The sequence below is a fragment of the Xanthomonas sp. F1 genome, from assembly GCF_014199855.1.
Genome location: NZ_JACHOK010000002.1, coordinates 706,018 through 724,686, shown reverse-complemented (window position 1 = coordinate 724,686; position 18,669 = coordinate 706,018). Strand labels below are relative to the sequence as shown.

Genomic DNA, 18,669 nt, shown 5'->3' with positions numbered 1-18,669 from the left:
TGCCTGGCCGCCGCACGCCAGCGCGTGCGCATGCCCGCGGCCGATTGCGGCCGCGGGCATGCCGACTTACTTGACGCGCGAGACGTATTCGCCCGAACGCGTATCGACGCGGATCACTTCTTCCTGGCCGACGAACAGCGGCACGCGCACCACCGCGCCGGTCTCCAGGGTCGCCGGCTTGCCGCCGCCGCCGGAGGTATCGCCGCGCACGCCCGGGTCGGTCTCGACGATCTTCAGTTCGACGAAGTTCGGCGGGGTGACCTGGATCGGCGTGCCGTTCCACAGCGTCACCACGCAGGCCTCTTCGCCCTTGATCCACTTGGCGGCATCACCGACGCCGGCCTTGTCGGCCTGCACCTGCTCGAAGGTTTCCTGCTGCATGAAGTGCCAGTACTCGCCATCGCTGTACAGGTACTGCATGTCGGTGTCGACCACGTCGGCCGCTTCCACGCTGTCGGTCGCCTTCATGGTCATTTCGACCACGCGCCCGGACTTGATGAAGCGGTACTTGACGCGGGTGAACGCCTGGCCTTTGCCGGGCTTGACGTACTCGGTATCGGTGATGATCGCAGGCTCGCTGTTGACCAGGATCTTCATCCCGTTCTTGACGTCGTTCATGCCGTAGCTGGCCATCTGAAACTCCTCGGGTAAGGCAAACCCGCCGCGTTCGGCGGCCGGCCGGATAGAATGGAAGCTCCGCCGCAACGGCGGGCGCTCGTGTGATGACCGCCTATGATAACCGCAGCCCCCCGCCCGATGCAGCCGTCCCCGCCCCTGCCCGCCGCCGCGCCGCCGCGCTGGCAGCAGGCCTGGCGCGACGCCGTGCGCGATCCGCGCGAGCTGCTGGCACTGCTGGGCCTGGATCCGCAGGCGCTGGGCGTCTCCGAACAGGCTGCGACGCAGTTCGCGCTGCGCGTGCCGCGCAGCTTCGTCGCGCGCATGCGCCCGGGCGATCCGCACGACCCGCTGCTGCGCCAGGTGTTGCCGATCGACGACGAGCAGCGCGTGGTCGCCGGGTTCGCCCTGGATGCGGTCGGCGACGCCGCGGCCAAGAAGGCCGACGGCGTGATCCACAAATACCGCGGCCGCGCCCTGCTGGTGGCCACCGGCAGTTGCGCGGTGCACTGCCGCTACTGCTTCCGCCGGCATTTCCCATACGCCGACGAGACCGCCGCCCGCGATGGCTGGCGCACGGCGGTGGCGGCGATCGCCGCCGATCCCAGCATCGAGGAAGTGATCCTGTCCGGCGGCGATCCGCTGTCGCTGGCCACGCCGAAACTGGTCGAACTCACCGAGGCCCTGGCGACGCTGCCGCAGCTCAAACGCCTGCGCATCCACAGCCGCCTGCCGGTGGTGCTGCCCGAGCGTGTCGATGCGCCGCTGCTGGCCTGGCTGCGCGCGCTGCCGTGGCCGCTGGCGTTCGTGCTCCACGCCAACCACGCCAACGAATTCGATGCCGGCGTCGATGCCGCGCTGGCGCGCCTGCGCGAGGCCGGCGCGCACCTGCTCAACCAGGCGGTGCTGCTGCGCGGGGTCAACGACAGCGTCGAGGCGCTGGCCGCGCTGAGCGAGCGCAGCTTCGCCGCCGGCGTACTGCCCTACTACCTGCATCAGCTGGACCGGGTACAGGGCGTGGCTCATTTCGAAGTGGACGATGCCCGCGCCCTGGCCCTGCACCAGGCGCTGGCCGCACGCCTGTCCGGCTATCTGGTGCCCAAGCTGGTGCGCGAAATCCAAGGCGACAGCGGCAAACGCGCGCTGACGCCCTGACCTATCTGGCGAGCGCCGCAGGCGCGGCGCCGACCGGCCACGGTGCCGCGCCCGCGCTCAGGCGCCGGCGGGCGGCGCGTCCTCGTTGGCCAGCAACTGGCGGAACTCTTCCGCGCTGAGCGGGCGGCTGAGCCAGAAGCCCTGCCCGAGTTCGCAGCCACGCTCGCGCAGCAGTTCGAACTGGGTCTCCTGCTCGATGCCTTCGGCGACCACGGTGATGTCCAGCGAATGCGCCATGGCGATGATCGCGGTGGTCAGCGCCAGATCGTCCGGGTCGCGCTGCAGGTCGGCGACGAAACTCTTGTCGATCTTGACCCCGTCCACCGGCACCTGGCGCAGGTGGCTCAGGCCGGAGAAGCCGGTGCCGAAGTCGTCCAGCCAGACCTTGACCCCGGTGCGGTGCAGCCGCGCCAGCATGCTCGCCGCCTGCAGTTCGTCGCCGATCACCGCGGTCTCGGTCAGCTCCAGGTGCAGTTGCGCCGCCGGCAGCCCGGACTCGCGCAGGCACTCGGCCACCACTTCCGGCAGATCGCCGCTGCGCAACTGCCGCGGCGAGACATTGACCGAGACGAACAGGTCGCGGCTGCCGTCGGCGCGCCGCCACTGGGTGGCCTCGCTGCAGGCCGCGCGCAGCACCTTGGGGCCGATGCTCTCGATCAACCCGCTCTGCTCGGCCACGTCGATGAACACCGTCGGCGAGATCGTGCCCATCGCCGGATGCTGCCAGCGCAGCAGCACTTCCACGCCGACCATGCGCCGGTCCTGGGTGCGGAAGATCGGCTGGTAGGCCAGCTTCAGTTCGTCGCGCTCCCAGGCGCCACGCAGTTCGTGCTCCATGTGCACGCGCCGCTCCACCGCATAGTCCATCGCGCGGCTGTAGAAACGGTGGCAGTTCTTGCCGGCCAGCTTGGCCTGGTACATGGCGATGTCGCCGTTCTTCAGCAGCGCCGAGGCATCCTCGGCATCGCCCGGGTAGACGGTGATGCCGATCGAGGTGCCCATGAACACCTCGCGCCCCTGGATCCGCAGCGGCTCGCGCAACTCCTGCACCAGCCGCTGCGCCAGCGCGGTGGCGACCTTGGCCGCCTGCGCATCCTCGACCAGGATCACGAACTCGTCGCCGCCGAAGCGTGCCAGCAGCGCGTCGTCGCCGCCCAGCTGCTGCACCGCCAGCTGGATGCGCCGCGCGAACTGCAGCAGGGCTTCGTCGCCGGCCTCGTGGCCCAGGGTGTCGTTGATCCGCTTGAAGTCGTCGATGTCGGCGAACAGCAGCGCCAGCCGGCGCTGCGAGGCGCGCGCCGACAGCATGCGATGGTCCAGCGCCTCGCGGAACGCGAGCCGGTTGGTCAACCCGGTCAACGCATCGGTGTAGGCCATGTGGCGCACGTCGCGGTCGTGCCGGGCGATCGCCTCGCTCATGCGCCCGAACGCGCGCAGCAATTCGCTGACCTCGTCGTGGCGGCCGCTGTCGCGACGCTCCACCGCATAGTTGCCGGCCTCGATCTGGCGTGCGGTGGCGGCCATCCAGCGCAAGGGCGCCACCAGCGTGCGCTGCACGTAGACCGTCACCATCGCCGCGGTCAGGCCGAGGGCGGCCAGCAACAGCAGCAGCCAGCCGAGATGGCGCTTGCCCAGTGCGCCCAGACGCTGGTCGAGGTTCTGCCCGGCCTTGCGCTCGTACTCCTGCGCCCGCGTCCAGGACATGCCCACGCGTACCCCGCCCACGCGCTGGTCGCCGATCATGATCGGCATCGACACGTCGAGGAACTCCGGCGACTCCTGCGCCAGCAGGCCGCGGGCGCGGATCGCGGCATCGGCCATCGGCCCGCGCATGCGCTGGCCGTAGCCGAGCAGGTCCTCGCTGCCGTCGTGGATCAGCCGCCCGTCGGCGTCGTAGACCAGCACGTAGGCCACCGCGACATAGCCCAGCGCCCCGCGCACCTGCGTGCCGATCGCATCCAGGTCGGAGTAGTACACCGGGTTGGCCAGCGAATCGGCCAGCTGCCGTGCCAGCGATTCGCCACGGGTGCGCATGCTGCTGTCGAACAGGCTGTGGATGGCATTGCCGCTGAGCGTGCGCACCTCGCGCTGCATCGCTGCCTGGCGTTCCAGCAGCAGGGCCAGGATCGCCATCACCAGCAGCGCAGCCACGCCCATGGCCAGCAGGAACCTGGCCTGCAACCCGAAACGCATGGTCTTCATTCCACTTCCAGCCTCACCCGCGCCACGCCGGCGCGCAGGGTGTCCAGGCGCTTCTGCGACGCCGGATCGATCGGGTAGAACCCGGAGGTCCCGAAGAACTGGCGCAGCGCCGCGCGTCCCTGCGGGTCGTCGGCGGCGTGCAGCAGGACCTCGCGCAAGCGCGTCTCCACCTCGGTCGGCAGGTCGCTGCGGACCATCTCGATCGCACGCGGATACGGCTCGCTGCGGTAGATCACCCGGAAATCGCGGCGGAACGCCGCCGGAATGCGTCGTTCGTCGTCCCAATCGAGATTGCTGAACGCCCCGGCATCCACCAGGTGCTTGTGCACGAAGGCGGCGATGTTGAGTTCCGAGCGCGCGAACACGTAGCCAACCGTTTCCGCCGAGGGCTGGTCCTTGCTCGAGAGCAGGATCTCCGGGTGCAGGCCGTGCTCGAACAGCGTCATCATCGGCACCATGTAGGCGCTGGTGGACAGCGTGCTCTGCAGGGCCAGGGTACGCCCCTGCAGATCCGCCAGGTCGTGCACGGGCCCGTCGCGGCGCACGAAGAACACGGTGTGGTACTCGCGCACGCCGTTGCGCTCGGTCAGCAGCAGCGGCTTGGCGCCGCCGCGCTGCTCCAGCGCCATCGCGGTGGCGGCGGTCTCGGTGACCCAGTCGATCCGGCCACGGCGCAGATAACTGCTCATCTGCTGGCTGTCGCGCGCCATCAGGATCTGCCCGGACGTGATGCCGACCTCGCGCATGCGCGGCACCACGTAGTCCAGCAGTGGCTTGAGTTGCTCGTAATGGGCCTTGGGATTGTCGCTGATGCGCCCCAGCACCAGGACCGAGGGCCGCGCGTGCACGGACGCGGGCCAGCAGATCGCCAGCGCCAGCCACACCACGACCACCCGCCAACGCGAACTGGACAAACCACGATCCCCAAGTAGACCTTGCAAAGCCTAGCCGAAAGCGCATGCCGGTGACAGCGTCACAGAATGACGCCTGCCGCGCGCGCGCTCCGCCCTCGGCGCGCGCCTCCGCGCGCGTGCCGCGATGGACGCCTCCGCGCCTTGTCCGGCTTTAGTTTCCGGCCTGTCCGGCGAGCCGCGCCATGCGCTGCGCATCGGACAGCACGCCGCGCAACAGGCGCACTTCCTGCTCGGTCAGCTCTGTGCGCAGGAACAGCCGGCGCAGCTTGCGCATCGCCGAATCGGGCGCACGCCCCTTGTGGAAGTCGATCTCGTCCAGGGTCTCGGCCAACTGCCCGAACAGCCCTTCCACCTGCGCGTGGCTGGCCGGGGCCTCGCGGAAGCCCGCTGCCGGCGCGGGCGCAGGGGCGGCACCGCGCAACTGCGCCAGGCGCAGTTCGTAGGCCAGCACCTGCACCGCCGCGGCCAGATTGAGCGAGCTGAACGCCGGATCGGAGGGAATGTGCACGGCCGCGTGGCACAGCTGCAGCTCCTCGTTGGTCAGGCCGGTGCGCTCGCGGCCGAACACCAGCGCCACCTCCGCCGGTTCGGCGCTCACGGCGGTCAGGCGCTGCGCGGCATCGGCCGGCAGCAGTTCTTCCAGCGACACGCGGCGGCTGCGCGCGGTGCAGCCCAGCACCAGCCGGCAATCGGCCACCGCGTCGGCCAGCGCCGGCAGCACCGGCGCCTGCTGCAGCAGGTCCTCGGCCCCGGCCGAACGCCGGTAGGCCTCGGTCTCCAGTTCGCATTCCGGCGCCACCAGCACCAGCCGCGACAGCCCCATGGTCTTCATCGCGCGCGCCGCCGCGCCGATGTTGCCGGGATGCTGGGTCCCGACCAGGACGAAGCGGATACGGAGGGAATCGGTCATGGCGGCACGGCAGGCGAAGCGAACGGGGGCGTAGATGGTAAACTGTGCGGCCGGCCTTGGCGCCGGACTGCTCTTTTCCTCCTCCAGACCCACCTCCGCCTTCTCGGGAGCGCTTGCCATGCAAAAACCCGCCGTCACCGTCATGGTCAAGGCCGCCCGCCTCGCCGGCAACGTGCTGTTGCGCCACATCAACCGTCTCGAGGCACTGAACGTGGTGCAGAAGGACCGCATGGACTACGCCAGCGAAGTCGATGCCGATGCGGAGAAGGTGATCGTCAAGGAGTTGCGCCGCGCCTACCCCGATTACGGCGTGATGGGCGAGGAAAGCGGCGTGCAGGGCGGCGGCCGCTACATGTGGGTGATCGACCCGCTCGACGGCACCAGCAACTACCTGCGCGGCTTCCCGCACTACTGCGTGTCGATCGCCCTGGTCGAGAACGGCGAGCCGGTCGACGCGGTGATCTTCGATCCGCTCCGCAACGAGCTGTTCACCGCCAGCCGCGGCAATGGCGCCGTGCTCAACGACCGCCGCATCCGCGTCAGCGAGCGCAAGGAACTCAATGGCGCCATGGTCCACACCGGCTTCGCGCCACGCGAGCGCAAGCGCGCCAGCCCCCAGCTCAAGTGCGTGGACGCGCTGCTGGTGCAGGCTGAGGACATCCGCCGTACCGGCTCGGCGGCGCTGGACCTGGCCTATGTCGCCTGCGGCCGCAGCGACGCCTACTTCGAGGCCGGGGTGAAGGCCTGGGACATCGCCGCCGGCGTGCTGCTGGTGCGCGAGGCCGGCGGCCGCGTCACCGACTTCAAGGGCGGCACCCTGGGCCGCATCGACGACCGCGGCCCGCAGCAGTTCCAGGTGGTCGCCGGCAACCTCAAGGTCGGCGATGCGCTGCAGAAGCTGATCGTCAACACCGGCTTCGCCGGGGAGTTCGACGCGAAGTTCTGAGCGGCCGCGCCGGGCAACTGGCCGGCGCCGACACTTCAGCACAAAAAAAGCCGCGCACTTGCGCGGCTTTTTTGTGCCCGGCATTCGCGCACCGCGCGATCAGGCCTTTCAGCGAAGGTCTTGCACGCATCGCTTTCGCATCGCGAGAGGACATGGGCTTCCAGGATTTCCGCTTGCGCTCGTTGAGCGACACAGCGTCTGCGCCTCACGCCACGCTCACGCATTGCACGCCGCGCGCTTCACCTGTACTTGATCGCGGCTTGCGTAGAAAACGGCGACACGAGGCGCTTCGTGCACGCGCCATGGCTTGTGCGATGCGCCAGATGCGACCGGAGAACACAGCCCTAAAGATCCACCGAACGCGGCCGATACAGATGCGGGTTTTTGCCCGAACTTCCCCCGCTGATCCGCGCCTGCGTTGCCGCCCCTGCGGCAATGGAGCCGGTGGCGCCCGCTCTCTCGCATCTTTCGGAGATCTCGCGTGTCCTTCCATCATCTCACCGTCACCAAACGCCTGGCAATCGGCTTCTGCGGCGTGATCGCCATGTTATTGCTGGTCGGCATCACCAGCCTGATCGGCTTCCGCAAGTTCACCAGCGCCGCGGCGCTGGATGCCCATACCTACAAGGTCATCACCCTCGGCGACCGCATGCTGGTGAGCCTGCTCAACATCGAGAGCGGCGCGCGCGGCTTCGCCCTGACCCGCGACAAGTCCTATCTGGAGCCGTTCGACCTCGGCGAGCGCGAGTTCCGCGCGCAGTGGCAGGAATCCAAGCAGCTGACCGCCGACAATCCGGCGCAGCAGGCGCGCCTGCAAACCCTGATGCAGGACTACGCGCAGTTCATGGCGACCAAGCGCAAGGCGGTCGAGCACATGCGCGCCACCGCCGCCGACAGCGACGACGCCCAATTGGACGCATTCCGAACCGTCGGCAAGCAGCAGATGGACGGATTGCGCGACACGATCGGCCAGTACGAGGACGCCGAACGCGCCCTGCTGCAGGTGCGCAAGGCCGAGAGCAAGGCGCGCGCGCAGTCGGGCGAATGGACCAGCCTCGGCGGCATGCTGATCGGCATCGTCGCCGCGATCCTGCTCGGCCTGCTGGTCCGCAACAGCCTGATGCGCCAGCTCGGTGGCGAACCGGCCTACGCGGCCGACGTGGTGCGCCGCATCGCCAGCGGCGACCTGTCGCAGGACGTGCGCCTGCGCACGCAGGCGCCGTCGCTGCTCAACGACATGCGGCAGATGCAGGAGGAGCTGCGCACGGTGATCCAGGCGCAGACCGAGATGGCCCGGCAGCATGCCGCCGGCCAGATCAGCTTCCGCATGGACGAAGCGCGCTTCCCGGGCGACTACGGGCGCATGGTGCGCGATACCAATGCGCTGGTGCACAGCCATATTTCGGTCAAGCGGCGGCTGATCACGCTGATGGGCGAGTACGCCGAAGGCGACCTGAGCCGCGACCTGGAACAGTTCCCGGGCGAGATGGCGATCCTGACCGAGACCATGGCCAAGGTGAAACGCAATCTCGGCGCGATCAACCACGAGATCGACCTGCTGGTGCGCGCCGCTGCGCAGGGCGACTTCTCCCGTCGCGGCGAGGAGCAGCGCTTCCACCACGCCTTCCGCGGCATGGTCGCCAATCTCAACACGATGATGACCGGCACCGAGACCAATCTGGCGGCACTGTCGCAGCTGCTGCGGGCAATCGCCGCCGGCGACCTGACCCAGACCATGCAGGGCGACTTCCACGGCGTGTTCGCGCGGATGCGCGACGACGCCAATGCCACTGTCGCGCAGCTGACCGACATGGTCGGCCGCATCCAGCAGGCTGCGGCGAGCATCGACACCGCTGCGGGCGAGATCGCCAGCGGCAACGACGACCTGTCGCGCCGCACCGAGCAGCAGGCCGCCAGCCTAGAAGAGACCGCCGCATCGATGGAGGAGCTGACCGCTACGGTGAAGCAGAACGCCGAACATGCGCGCCAGGCCAACCAGCTCGCCGCCGGTGCCGCCTCGGTGGCCTCGCAGGGCGGCACGGTGGTCGGCCAGGTGGTCACCACCATGGACGGCATCGAAGCGGCGTCCAAGAAGATCGCCGACATCATCGGCGTCATCGACGGCATCGCCTTCCAGACCAACATCCTGGCCTTGAACGCCGCAGTCGAAGCCGCGCGCGCCGGCGAACAGGGCCGAGGCTTCGCGGTGGTCGCCAGCGAGGTGCGCACCCTCGCCCAGCGCTCGGCCAGCGCGGCCAAGGAAATCAAGGCGCTGATCGACGACTCGGTCGAGCGCGTGAGCGCGGGGTCGGCGCTGGTCGCCCAGGCCGGCACCACGATGCAGGACATCGTGGCCTCGGTGCAGCGCGTGACCGACATCATGGGCGAGATCGCTGCGGCCTCGCAGGAGCAGTCGGCCGGCATCGAACAGGTCAACCACACCGTCACCCAGATGGACGAGACCACCCAGCAGAACGCGGCCCTGGTCGAGGAAGCCACCGCCGCGGCACGCTCGATGGAACAGCAGGCCGGCGACCTGGTGGAGATCGTCGGCCAGTTCCAGGTGCGCAGCGAGACCTACCCGACGGTGGCGCACCTGGTCGCCCGCGCCACCGCCAACGCGGCGTAGCGCGGACGCGCCGCGCGGCACGCACGCCACGAAGGGATGGGCCGTCATTGCCGGCCCCGTCCCATCATGCGGGCACGCACGGCAACCCGGCCGACGTTGCCGCAGGAGCGGCTTCAGCCTCGACGCGTTACCGGTAAGGCGTCGCGGCTGAAGCCGCTCCTACAGCAGAGCAGATCGCCCTGCCCGCCCGAAGCCTGCCCTTCATCCGCACAAAGAAAAAGCCGCGCATCCGCGCGGCTTTTTCGTTCGCAGGAGGAGTGTTTCAGGACCAGGACATCACGCTTCTACGATTCCCCACTCCCGAATTCCCACTCCCGGCCCCACTCAGGGCCGACGCGCCAGCGCCTCCACATCCTTGGCCTTCGGCAGCAGGTCCTGCTTGGTGACCTGGAACGGCCCGATCGACAGCAGCGGCACCGCCACGATCACCGAGGAGACCACCACGATCACCGCACCGATCATGTGGGTCAGCGCCAGGCCTTCCATCGACTCGCCGCCGTACAGGTACAGCGCCAGCGCCGACAGGAAGAACATCACCGCGGTGATCACCGTACGCGACAGGGTCTGGTTGATCGAGCGGTTCAGCACCTCGATCGGTTCCACGCGCAGGCTGCGGAAGTTCTCGCGCACGCGGTCGAACACCACGATGATGTCGTTGATCGCAAAGCCCATCACCGACAGCAGGCCGGCCAGCACGGTCAGGTCGAACTCGCGGCCGGTCACCGACACGTAGGCCACCGTCACCAGCAGGTCGAACAGCGCGGTCAGGCTGGCCACCACCGCGAACTTCCACTCGAAGCGGAAGGCGATGTAGATCAGGAAGCCGACCAGCATGAACACCGTGGCGTAGACGCCGTTCAGCGCCAAGTCCTTGCCGACCTGCGGGCCGACGAACTCGCCCGGCTTGACCGTGGCCGGGTTCTGCGGCGTGCTCACCGCCTTGCGCACCTGCTCGGCGAGGTTCTTGGTGATGTCCTCGTTGTTGTGCTCGCCCTGCGGCTGCAGGCGGATCACCACCTCGTTGCCGCTGCCGACGTTCTGGACCTGCGCGTTCTCGAAGCCGGCCTTGGCCAGTTGCTCGCGCACCTGGTCCACGTCGACCGGCTTCTGGAAGCTGGTCTGCACCAGCGCGCCGCCGGTGAACTCCAGCGCGTAGTTGAAGCCCTTGGCGAAGATCACCGCGAACGAGGCCAGCGCCAGCACCAGCATCAGCACCAGGGTCGGGTGCCGCCAGCGCATGAAGTCGATCTTGGTGTCGTTGGGGATCAGGTGAAGCGGGAAGATTTTCATGGAGACACGCTCTTCAATTTTTTGGACCCCGCACATGGATGTGCGGGCTCTTGCGAGGGACTCGCATCAAATCGCCACGGACTTGATCTTCTTGCGACGGCCGTAGATCAGCACCGCCAGCGCGCGCGACACGGTGATCGCGGTGAACATCGAGGCGAAGATGCCGATGATCATGGTCAGCGCGAAGCCCTTCAGCGGGCCGGTACCGAACGCATACAGCGCCACGCCGACGATCAGGCCGGTGAGGTTGGCGTCGAGGATGGTGCCGCCGGCCTTCTCGTAGCCGGCGGCGATCGCCGACTTGGGCGGCACGCCCAGGCGCAACTCTTCGCGGATACGCTCGTTGATCAGCACGTTGGCGTCCACCGACAGACCCACCGACAGCGCCAGGCCGGCGAAGCCGGGCAAGGTCATGGTCGCGCCGAACAGCGACATCACCGAGACCACGATCAGCAGGTTCATCAGCAGCGCGACCGAGGTGATCAGGCCGAACATGCGGTAGTACACGCTGAAGAACACCAGGGTGAACAGGAAGGCGTAGACCACGGCGGTGACGCCACGCTCCACGTTTTCCGCGCCCAGGCTCGGGCCGATCACGTATTCCTCGACGAAGTCCATCGGCGCGGCCAGCGAACCGGCACGCAGCAGCTTGGCCAGGTTCTCGGCCTCGGTCTTCTCCAGACCGGTGGTCTGGAAATTCTTGCCGAACACGCCAGCGATCCGGGTCGGCGCCAGCGCCTCCTCGTTGACGCGCACGCTGCGCACTTCCTTGCCGTCGACCATGGTCACGGTGGGGATGCGCTCGATGTAGACCACCGACATCAGCTTGCCGGTGTTGGCGCTGGTGTAGTCGAACATGCGCTGGCCGGCGGCGTTGTTGAGCGTCACCGCCACGGCCGGCATGCCGTTCTGGTCGGTGCTGACGGTGGCGTTGACCATCTGGTCGCCGGACACCAGCACGCGCTTGCTCAGCAGCACCGGGGCGCCGCTGTCGCGCAGGCGGTAGACCTTGGCGTCGGGCGGGATGTTGCCGCTGCGCACCGCATCCTCGGCATTGCCGTCGACCACGCCGCGGAACTCCAGCGTGGCGGTGGCGCCGATCATGCGCTTGGCTTCGGCGGTGTCCTGCACGCCCGGCAACTCGACCACGATGCGGTCGTCGCCCTGGCGCTGGATGATGGGTTCGGCCACGCCCAACTGGTTGACGCGGTTGCGCAGCGTGGTCAGGTTCTGCTCGATGGCGCCGGCGGCGATCTGCTTGAGCTCCGCCTCCGGCACGGTGACCGTGATGGTCTGTCCGGACACCGCGTAGCTCAGGGTCGGCTGCGCCTTGGCGATGGCGGCGCGCGCGGCGGCGGCGTCGACGCCCTCGCCCAGGCTGACCTGGATGCTGTTGTCCGGACGGCGATCGACCGAGCGGTAGGCCAGGCGGGCGTCACGCAAGGTGGTGCGGATGTCCTCGGCGAAGGCGTCCAGGCGCTTTTCCAGCGCCGCCTTCTGGTCCACCTGCAGGGCGAAGTGCACGCCGCCGACCAGGTCAAGACCCAGCACCATCGGCTTGCCGCCCAGCCGCGACAGCCAGTCCGGCACCGTCGAGGCCAGGTTCAGCGCCACCGTGTAGTTCTCGCCCACCTGCTGGCGCAGCACGTCGTTGGCACGGGTCTGCGCCTGCAGGTTCGGCAGGCGCACCATCAGGCTGTCGCCTTCCTTGTCGACCCGCTTCGGGGTGATCCCGGCAGTCTTCAGGTCGGCGAGGACCCGCTCGCGCAGGACGTCGTCGATCTTGCCGCCGCGGCTGGCGGTGATCTGGACCGACGGATCCTTCTGGTACACGTTGGGCAGCGCGTACAACGCGCTCAACGCCAGCACGATCAGGATGAGGACATACTTCCAGCGCGGAAACTCGAGCATTGCGGGACCCCGCACGACGCCACGCCGGCGTCGCGCCTAGCAGTAGGAGAAATGGATCAGGCGGACTTCAGCGTGCCCTTCGGCAGGACATTGCCGACGGCGCCCTTCTGCACGCGGATGCGCACGTTGTCGGCCACTTCGATGGTGATGAAGTTGTCGCCGATGTCGGTGACCACGCCGGCCACGCCGCCGGAGGTGATGACCTCGTCGCCACGGCCGAGCTTGTCCAGCATCGACTTGTGTTCCTTCTGGCGCTTCATCTGCGGCCGGATCATCACGAAATACATCACTGCGATCAGGATGATGGGCAGCAGGAACATCTGCAGGCCGCCACCGGCCGGGGCGGTGCCGCCGGCGGTCTGTGCCTGGGCGACGGGAATCAGGAAATCGAGCGGATTCATCGGGTACGTCCTATGGTTTGGGCAGCCCGACGCCCTGGGGCACGGACCGCTGGTTTGCCTTGCGGCAGCAAGCAGCCGCCGATTATGCCACGATCTTCCCCTGGCCCCCGGAACGGCCGCACCGCCCTTTTCCTTCTCCCTTCGGGACCATGGCCCCTTTCTCGGGGGAAGGTGCCGCGCAGCGGCGGATGAGGGTACGGCGAAGCCTCGCGCAGTCGAAATGCCACGAGGCTTCGCCCGGACCTCACCCCAACCCCTCTCCCGGGGGAGAGGGGCTTATCCCTGCTCCGTTGGGAGTGGGGTGGCTTCCACCCCGCGCGCCGCATAGAAGGACCGCCGGAACTGGGCAAAGGTTCCCGCCGCGATCGCCGCGCGCATGTCGGCCATCAGCTTCTGGTAGTACCAGAGGTTGTGCAGGGTGCCCAGCATCGGCGCCAGCATCTCGTTGCAGCGGTCCAGGTGGCGCAGGTAGGCGCGGGTGTAGCCGCTGCTGCAGGCATGGCAGCCGCAGCCCGGCTCGATCGGGTCCAGATCGCGCTCGTAGCGGGCGTTGCGGATGCGCACCGTGCCGAAGGAGGTGAAATAGTGGCCGTTGCGCGCGTTGCGGGTCGGCATCACGCAGTCGAACATGTCCACGCCGCGGGCCACGCCTTCGACCAGGTCCTCCGGGCGGCCCACGCCCATCAGGTAGCGCGGGCGGTCGCCCGGCAGGCGCGGATGCAGGTGCTCGAGCATGGCGTTGCGCTCGTGCTCCGGCTCGCCCACCGCCAGGCCGCCGATCGCATAGCCGTCGAAACCGATCGCCTGCAGGCCCTCGATCGAGCGGGTGCGCAGGTCCGCATGCACGCCGCCCTGGACGATGCCGAACAGCGCCGCGTCGTTGCCCAGCACATCGTGCGCGTCCCGCGAGCGCTGCGCCCAGCGCAGGCTCAGTTCCATCGAGCGCCGCGCCACGTCCTCGGTGGCCGGGTATGGGGTGCACTCGTCGAAGATCATCACGATGTCCGAATCGAGCACCCGCTGGATCTTCATGCTCTCCTCCGGCCCCAGGAACACCTTGGCGCCGTCGGTCGGCGAGGCGAAGGTGACGCCCTGCTCGCTGATCTTGCGCCGGTGCGCCAGCGAGAACACCTGGAAGCCGCCGGAATCGGTGAGGATCGGCCCATCCCAGCGGGCGAAGCCGTGCAGGCCGCCGTGATCGCCGATCACGTCCAGGCCCGGGCGCAGGTACAGGTGGAAGGTGTTGCCGAGGATGATCTGCGCGCCCAGCGCCTTGATCTGCTCGGGCAGCACGCCCTTGACCGAACCGTAGGTGCCCACCGGCATGAACGCGGGAGTCTCGACCGTTCCGCGCGGGAAGGCAAGGCGGCCGCGGCGCGCGGCGCCGTCGGTGGTGTGGAGCTCGAACTGCAATCGGGACATGGTCTGGCGCATCTCGGTAAGCCGCGCATTGTCGCATTGCCGGGCCGCCGGCGCCGAACCGCCTGGCGGTGCGCCGCCCAGCGGAAGCACCACGGCCGGCTGGTGCCATGCGCGTCGGACACGCACAGCGCATGACCCGCCAGGATCATGCCATGGCGCGTAGCCGGCGCCTCCCTGCCCTGACGGCGCGACACGGATGTCGCGCCGTCGCCAGCCATCCTGGATGGCGAGCCGCTTCAGTCCGCCGCGACGAAGCCGCCGGTCTGGCGCGCCCACAGCCGCGCATACAGGCCGCCGCGGGCCACAAGTTCGGCGTGGGTGCCGGTCTCGACGATGGCGCCGCGGTCCATCACCACCAGCCGGTCCATCCGCGCGATGGTGGAGAGCCGGTGGGCGATCGCGATCACCGTCTTGCCGGCCATCAGCTCGTCCAGGCTGTCCTGGATCGCCGCTTCCACTTCCGAATCCAGCGCCGAGGTGGCCTCGTCCAGGATCAGGATCGGCGCGTCCTTGAGCAGCACGCGGGCGATGGCGATGCGCTGGCGCTGGCCGCCGGACAGCTTGACCCCGCGCTCGCCGACCTGCGCGTCGTAGCCGCGCTGGCCCTCGCCGTCCAGCAGTTGCTCGATGAACTCGTCGGCGCGCGCCTTGGCCACCGCCGCACGCAGCTGCGCCTCGCTGGCGTCGGGGCGGCCGTACAGCAGGTTGTCGCGGATCGAGCGATGCAGCAGCGAGGTGTCCTGGGTGACCAGGCCGATCTGCTGGCGCAGGCTCTCCTGGGTGACGCCAGCGATATCCTGCCCGTCGATCAGGATGCGGCCCTGCTCCAGGTCGTACAGCCGCAGCAGCACGTTGACCAGGGTCGACTTGCCGGCGCCGGACGGCCCGACCAGGCCGATCTTCTCGCCCGCACGCACCTGCAGGTCGAGCCCGGCGATGACCCCACCGCGCTTGCCGTAGTGGAAATGGATGTGCTCGAAGCGCACCTCGCCGCGCTGCACCTGTAGCGGTACCGCATCGGCGCGATCCTGCACCTGCGCCGGCTGCGCGATGGTCTCCATGCCGTCCTGCACCGCACCGATGTCCTCAAACAGGCCGTTGACCGTCCACATGATCCAGCCGGACATGTTGTGGATGCGGATCACCAGGCCGGTGGCCACGGTGATCGCGCCCACGCTGATCTGGCCGCGGTTCCACAGCCACAGCGCCAGGCCGCAGGTCCCGACGATCAGGAAGCCGTTGGCGATGGCGATGGCGGTATCCATCGCCGTGGTCATGCGGGTCTGCCGGCGATGCTTGACCGCCAGTTCGTCGATCGCCTCGCGCACGTAGCCCTGCTCACGACCGGCGTGCGAGAACAGCTTGAGCGTGGCAATGTTGGTGTAGCCGTCGACGATGCGACCCATCGCCTTGGAGCGCGCGTCCGAGGCGATCCAGGCGCGCTGCTTCATCCGCGGCACGAAGTAGACCATCAACCCCACGTAGACCAGCAGCCACGCGATCAGCGGCACCATCAGCCACGGGTCGGCCTGGGCGAACAGCCACAGCGCACTGGTCGTGTAGACCAGGATGTACCACAGCGCATCGACCATCTGCACCGCCGACTCGCGCAGCGAGGTGCCGGTCTGCATCACCCGGTTGGCGATGCGCCCGGCGAAGTCGTTCTGGAAGAAGCCCAGGCTCTGCCGCACCACGTAGTTGTGCATCAGCCAGCGCGCGCGGTTGCTCAGGCCGGGCACGATCGCCTGGTTCACCAGCAGGTTGTGCAGGCCGACGAAGAACGGCCGTGCCACCAGCACGATCAGCGCCATCCACAGCAGTTCGCCGGCGTGGCGCTGGAAGAAGTCCGGCCCCGGCTGCTCGGCGACCATGTCGACGATGCGCCCGAGGAAATCGAACATCGCCACTTCCACCAGCGCCAGCAGCAACCCCGCCACCACCGTGGCCAGCAGCAGCGGCCACAACGGGCGCAGGTAGTGCAGATAGAAGCGCACCACCCCGCGCGGCGGCATCTGCGTCTCGATCTTCGGGAAGACCTCGATCAGGGACTCGAACCAGCGGAACATCGCCACGCCATGCTGAAAAAGGGGCGTCAGGGTAGCGTATCGGGCGTCACGTTCTGTGACGCTGGGAATGGGGATTCGAGATGAAGCGGGAATTAGGGATTGGAGATTAGGGATTCGCAAAAGCGGCGCCACCCGCTGACGCCCAACGTGTAGAAGCGGCTTCAGCCGCGACCAGGCGTTACCGATAACGTCTGGTCGCGGCTGAAGCCGCTCCTACGAATCCCGAATCCCCACTCCCCAATCCCGGCCTCACTCCGGCGTCAGCACCAGGTCCTGGAAATCGAAGCTGAAATCGGTCAGCGGCGAGATCGCCTGCATGCGCGCCTCGCGCACCTTGCCGTCGGGCGTCAGCGCGAAATTGACGAAGGCGTCGGCGTTGAGCGAGCGGTCGCGCCAGCGCACGATGAAGGTGTCGTGCTGCCAGTGCTCCAGGGTGCCGACCAGTTGCGCGGTCTTGCTGAACTGCAGTTCCAGGCGCTTGCCCTGCTGGCGCACCACCACGTCGCCGTACCACGGGTCGCGGTAGGTGCCGGCGTAGCCGGACAGCGGCAGCGACGGCGTCGACTTGGCGTCGCGCGCGGCCACGTGCTTAGCCCAGTCCTCGTCGGCGTTGGCGTCGGCCTTGGCCACGGCCTTGGCGTAGGCACCGGTCCAGTCGGTCGCAGGCGCGCCCAGGTAGGCGTCCAGCACGCGCAGGGTGATCGCGTTGAAGGCGGCGCCCACCTCCTGGTTGGTCAGCACGATCACGCCCAGCTTGCGCTCCGGCACCAGGGTCAGCCGCGAGACCATGCCCGGCCAGCCGCCGGTGTGCCAGACCAGCTTGGCGCCACGGTAGTCGCTCAGGCTCCAGCCCTCGCCGTAGCCGGCGAAGTTCGGCTTGGCCGGCAGCAGTTCCGGCACGCTCGGCTCGGACACCGCGATCGGCGTGATCATCTGCCACATCTCCTGCTGGCGCTGGGCGCTGAACAGCTGACGCGCCTGGCCGTCGGCGGACGGCAGGCGCCCGCCGTCGAGCTGTACCTGCATCCACTTGGCCATGTCGTGCACGTTGGCGTAGATGCCGCCAGCACCGGAATTGTTGGACCAGGTCAGCGGCGCCACCGTGCGCAGCTCGCGGAAATCGAACTTGGCGTGGCCGACCGCGGCCTCGTCGCCCGGCTGCAGGTGGTCGCTGTTGATGCGCGCGCCGGTCATGCCCACCGGCACGAAGATGCGCTGGCGCACGAACTCGGCGTAGCTCTGCCCGGACACCTGCTCGATCAGCTTCTGCGCCACCGCGTACAGGATGTTGTCGTAGGCGTAGCGGTCGCGAAAACCGCCCTTCAGCGGCACATGCGCCAGGCGCCGCACCACTTCTTCGTTGCTGTAACTGGTGGCCGGCCAGAACAGCAGATCGCCCGCTCCCAAGCTCAGGCCGCTGCGATGGCTGAGCAGATCGCGCACGCGCATCTCGCGGGTGACGTAGGCGTCGGACATCTGGAACCACGGCAGGTGGTCCACCACCCGGTCCTCGAGCTTGAGCTTGCCTTCGTCTGCCAGGATCGACAGTGCCGCGGAGGTGAAGGCCTTGGTATTGGAGGCGATGGCGAACAGGGTCTGCGCATCCACCGGTTCCGGCTTGCCGAGTTCGCGCACGCCGTAGCCGCGCTCCAGCACCACCTTCCCGTCCTTGACGATGGCGATGGCGATGCCCGGCACGTCGAACTGCTTGCGCACGCGCTCCACCTGCGCATCGAGGTCCTGCAAGGCCGGCGGCAACGCGGCCGGGGCCGGTGCGGGGGCCACGTCGGGGGCCGGCGCCTGCGCCTGCACAGTGGCGCTCACCGCCAGCAACAGGCCGCAGCCCATCGAGATGCTCTTCAACTGCGTCGCTCCTGAAGAAGGGAAACCAAGGCCGCACGCAGCCGCGCGCGTCGAGGGCGAGTGTAGAGCCTGCCGGGCCGTTTGCGGCGGAGCCACGCTGCGCTGCGTCCACGCCGCGCAGTTCCGGGTGCCATCCAGCCGGGCGCCGCCACCTGACGCCGACGTCCATCCCGCACGCAGCGGCCAGCGGAGCCTGGCGGCCATTCCCGCTTCCACGCTTGCATGCCGCACGCCGCATGCCATCGCGCGGGCGACGAACACGCTGCACAGGCGCGCGCCGCGCACCGCCTGGCGACGCCACGAGGCCATTGGCGCCCGCGACGACACCTCGCAACGCCGCGCTGC

General features: G+C 68.6%; 13 protein-coding genes. 3 read left to right on the top strand and 10 right to left on the bottom strand.

Features of this window, described 5'->3' with window-relative positions; all coding sequences use genetic code 11:
- Positions 1-66 precede the first annotated feature (66 nt).
- Entirely contained in the window at positions 67-633 is a 567-nt protein-coding gene (efp, locus tag GGR71_RS07715) for an elongation factor P (protein ID WP_048488837.1), read from the bottom strand.
- Between the two features lie 99 nt (positions 634-732).
- On the opposite strand from efp, the gene epmB reads away from it, so the two are divergent.
- Positions 733-1,770, top strand: coding sequence for an EF-P beta-lysylation protein EpmB (gene epmB / locus GGR71_RS07710; RefSeq protein WP_184451781.1), 1,038 nt, complete (start codon positions 733-735; stop codon positions 1,768-1,770).
- Positions 1,771-1,827: 57 nt separating this feature from the next.
- On the opposite strand, the gene GGR71_RS07705 is transcribed toward epmB, so the two are convergent.
- From GGR71_RS07705 to GGR71_RS07695, 3 genes are all read right to left on the bottom strand, one after another.
- A complete protein-coding gene (locus GGR71_RS07705; protein WP_160961448.1) occupies positions 1,828-3,972 on the bottom strand; it encodes a putative bifunctional diguanylate cyclase/phosphodiesterase in 2,145 nt (714 codons plus the stop codon).
- A complete protein-coding gene (locus tag GGR71_RS07700) occupies positions 3,969-4,886 on the bottom strand; it encodes a phosphate/phosphite/phosphonate ABC transporter substrate-binding protein (protein WP_202405097.1) in 918 nt (305 codons plus the stop codon). Before GGR71_RS07700 ends, GGR71_RS07705 begins: the two co-directional genes overlap by 4 nt.
- A gap of 151 nt (positions 4,887-5,037) precedes the next feature.
- Entirely contained in the window at positions 5,038-5,796 is a 759-nt protein-coding gene (locus tag GGR71_RS07695) for an RNA methyltransferase (protein WP_160961450.1), read from the bottom strand.
- A 118-nt stretch (positions 5,797-5,914) separates the two neighbouring features.
- On the opposite strand from GGR71_RS07695, the gene GGR71_RS07690 reads away from it, so the two are divergent.
- Both GGR71_RS07690 and GGR71_RS07685 read left to right on the top strand, forming a co-directional pair.
- Positions 5,915-6,742, top strand: coding sequence for an inositol monophosphatase family protein (locus GGR71_RS07690; protein WP_048492516.1), 828 nt, complete (start codon positions 5,915-5,917; stop codon positions 6,740-6,742).
- A 481-nt stretch (positions 6,743-7,223) separates the two neighbouring features.
- On the top strand, positions 7,224-9,371 hold the full coding sequence (locus GGR71_RS07685) for a methyl-accepting chemotaxis protein (protein WP_160961455.1): 2,148 nt from the start codon (positions 7,224-7,226) through the stop codon (positions 9,369-9,371).
- Positions 9,372-9,695: 324 nt separating this feature from the next.
- On the opposite strand, the gene secF is transcribed toward GGR71_RS07685, so the two are convergent.
- The 6 genes from secF to GGR71_RS07655 form a co-directional block, all read right to left on the bottom strand.
- A complete protein-coding gene (gene secF / locus GGR71_RS07680) occupies positions 9,696-10,661 on the bottom strand; it encodes a protein translocase subunit SecF (RefSeq protein WP_010343517.1) in 966 nt (321 codons plus the stop codon).
- A 66-nt stretch (positions 10,662-10,727) separates the two neighbouring features.
- Entirely contained in the window at positions 10,728-12,572 is a 1,845-nt protein-coding gene (gene secD / locus GGR71_RS07675) for a protein translocase subunit SecD (protein ID WP_048490735.1), read from the bottom strand.
- 56 nt (positions 12,573-12,628) lie between these two features.
- Positions 12,629-12,973, bottom strand: coding sequence for a preprotein translocase subunit YajC (gene yajC / locus GGR71_RS07670; RefSeq protein WP_010343515.1), 345 nt, complete (start codon positions 12,971-12,973; stop codon positions 12,629-12,631).
- A gap of 276 nt (positions 12,974-13,249) precedes the next feature.
- Positions 13,250-14,395, bottom strand: a complete 1,146-nt coding sequence (tgt, locus tag GGR71_RS07665) for a tRNA guanosine(34) transglycosylase Tgt (protein ID WP_160961458.1) — start codon at positions 14,393-14,395, stop codon at positions 13,250-13,252.
- A gap of 236 nt (positions 14,396-14,631) precedes the next feature.
- Positions 14,632-16,461, bottom strand: coding sequence for an ABC transporter ATP-binding protein (locus GGR71_RS07660; RefSeq protein WP_160961460.1), 1,830 nt, complete (start codon positions 16,459-16,461; stop codon positions 14,632-14,634).
- Positions 16,462-16,710: 249 nt separating this feature from the next.
- On the bottom strand, positions 16,711-18,324 hold the full coding sequence (locus tag GGR71_RS07655; protein ID WP_160961462.1) for a serine hydrolase: 1,614 nt from the start codon (positions 18,322-18,324) through the stop codon (positions 16,711-16,713).
- Between the last annotated feature and the right edge of the window lie 345 nt (positions 18,325-18,669).